Raw genomic sequence first — 2,183 nt, 5'->3', positions numbered from 1 at the left:
CCGTTGCTGATTCCGTGGTCAGATATCAGCATTCCGTGTATTTCTACACGAAAGGTCCGTGACGGTGTCACCACAACGGGGGTTGGGTGTCCTGACGACGGTCTCTTGCTTCCTTCCGCTTACGCGGTCTTGTGCCACCGGCCCGTGCCCCGTCCCGGCCTGAGGGTCGGGGCGGGTGGTGCGGGTCTTACGGTCGGCTCTGCGAGGCTTCGACACTTGCGTGTCCCGGTCTCCGGCCACTCCGGTACCGGTCATGCTGGCTGCCAAAGCGGCAAGATTCAGCGCGGCGTTGTGGTCCCGGTCCAGGACCAGACCACAGTCGTCGCAGATGAAAGTGCGCGCGGACAGGGGGAGCTTGGCTTTCGCCGCCCCGCATCTGCTACACGTCTTGGACGAGGCGAACCACCGGTCAGCGACGACCAGTCGTCCGCCGTTCCACTGGGTTTTGTAAGTGAGCTGGCGGCGGATCTCCCCGAACCCGGCGTCGGCGATGGATCGCGCGAGCTTGCGGTTCTTGAGCATCCCGGACACGTTCAGATCCTCCACCACAACCGTCCCGTACTCGCGGGAGAGACTGGTGGTGAGCTTGTGCAGCGCATCGTCGCGCAGGTTCGCGACCCTGCGGTGGATCCGGTTGCGTTCGGCGTTGGCCTTGCGCCACCGGTTCGACACCTCCTGCCGGGTGCGCCGGTCAGGTCCATGGCGTCGGGACACCCGCCGGGACGCCCTGCGGAGCCGCGCCAGCTCGTTGTTCAGGGGGGCGGGGTTGGTGACGTGGCGGACCTGTCCGTCGGAGTCGGCTACCACCGCCAACGTCTTGACGCCCAGGTCCACTCCCGCCGCTGCCTCAGGACGCTGCGGGGTCGCACGCTCGCGCTGGACTTCGACCTGGAAGGCGACCTGCCAGCGGCCCCGGTGGTGGGAGACGGTCGCCGAGAGGATGCGTGCCGTTCCGTTGGCCAGACGGCGGTGAAGCTTGCGGGTGTTCTCATGGGTGCGCAGCCGACCCACCACGGGCAGGGTGACGTGGCGCCGGTCGTCCTCGACACGGATGGTGCCGGTGGTGAACCGGCACGAGAGCCGCGCGGTGTGCTTGGACTTGAACCGGGGAGGGCCCATGCGCGCCCCGGCGCGCTCGCCGCGTTTGGATGCGGCGTAGTTGTCGAACGCCGCCGCAGCAGCCGCGAACCCGGTGTTATAGGCCTCCTTGGAGTTCTCACTCCACCATCCGGCGAACCGGGGATCATCCCTCTTAGCGGCGTTGAACGCCTTGCGCAGGGCGGGCAGTGACCAGGACCGCCACGGAGCGCGCTCGACCTCGGCAATACCGTAGGACTCCTCGGCCGCCCGCTGGTCCCACGATGCCAGCACATGCGCGACCGCCCAGTTGTAGGCCGCCCGCGCCGCACCGCAGTGCGACCTGAGACGGGACTCGCCCTCAGCATTGGGGTCCAAGGCGAACCGGTAGGCCTGCACAACATGGCCCGGCTTGGGCTCGAACCCGCGCTTCTTTTTCTTCTTCGGCTTGTCCTCAGTGACGGTGTCGGTCATCCCTCCACCGCCGTCGCCGCGTCGATCCCGGCCTTGGCGCGCCTGCGGGCAGACCGGCGACCGTACAGGCGCGCACACATCGAGGTGAGCACCTCGGTCATGTCCCGCACCAGATCATCGCTGGTCTCCTCAGGGTCCAGCACGACCAGGCGCCGCCCGGACGTAGCCAACGCGGACTCCAGGTGTTCCACACCGAACCGGGCCAGCCTGTCACGGTGCTCGACCACGATCACCGCCACATCCGCATCGGCCAGCAGACGGTGGAGCTTGCGGCGTTTGCCGTTCAGCCCCGACCCGATCTCGGTCACGACCTCGGACACGGGCAGGCCTTGGGCGGTGGCTCCTTGAACGGCTCGGGACACCTGCCGGTCCAGATCGGCCTTCTGATCGGCCGACGAGACGCGGCAGTACGCCACGGTGCGGCCCTCGGGCTGGGCGGGTTCGTCCACGATCCACGTCCCGGAAGGCGCCTGGTGGACGGGCACGGGCATACGCCCGCTCTTCACCCACCGCCACGCGGTCTGATAGCTCACGCCCTGCTGGCGCGCCCACCCCGAAAGCCTCACACCACCATTATATGACTACAGAAGACTACGTTTGACTATGAAACCTAGAACAGCTATCACCCCCCG

At 67.4% G+C, this 2,183-nt stretch carries 2 protein-coding genes; both read right to left on the bottom strand.

The features are described 5' to 3' along the window. Positions 1-18 precede the first annotated feature (18 nt). Positions 19-1,551, bottom strand: coding sequence for an IS607 family element RNA-guided endonuclease TnpB (tnpB, locus tag VS93_RS26245; RefSeq protein WP_236700760.1), 1,533 nt, complete (start codon positions 1,549-1,551; stop codon positions 19-21). Then, a complete protein-coding gene (locus VS93_RS26240; RefSeq protein ID WP_046472521.1) occupies positions 1,548-2,117 on the bottom strand; it encodes an IS607 family transposase in 570 nt (189 codons plus the stop codon). Before VS93_RS26240 ends, tnpB begins: the two co-directional genes overlap by 4 nt. Positions 2,118-2,183 lie beyond the last annotated feature (66 nt).

The sequence above is a fragment of the Allosalinactinospora lopnorensis genome (assembly GCF_000981225.1).
In the GTDB taxonomy this organism is placed as follows: Bacteria; Actinomycetota; Actinomycetes; order Streptosporangiales; family Streptosporangiaceae; genus Allosalinactinospora; species Allosalinactinospora lopnorensis.
This window is presented reverse-complemented; position numbering and strand designations above follow the sequence as displayed.

Coding starts and splice junctions, on each gene's coding strand:
- tnpB (WP_236700760.1), bottom strand. CDS start 1,551: ATGACCGACACCGTCACTGAGGACAAGCCGAAGAAGAAAAAGAAGCGC.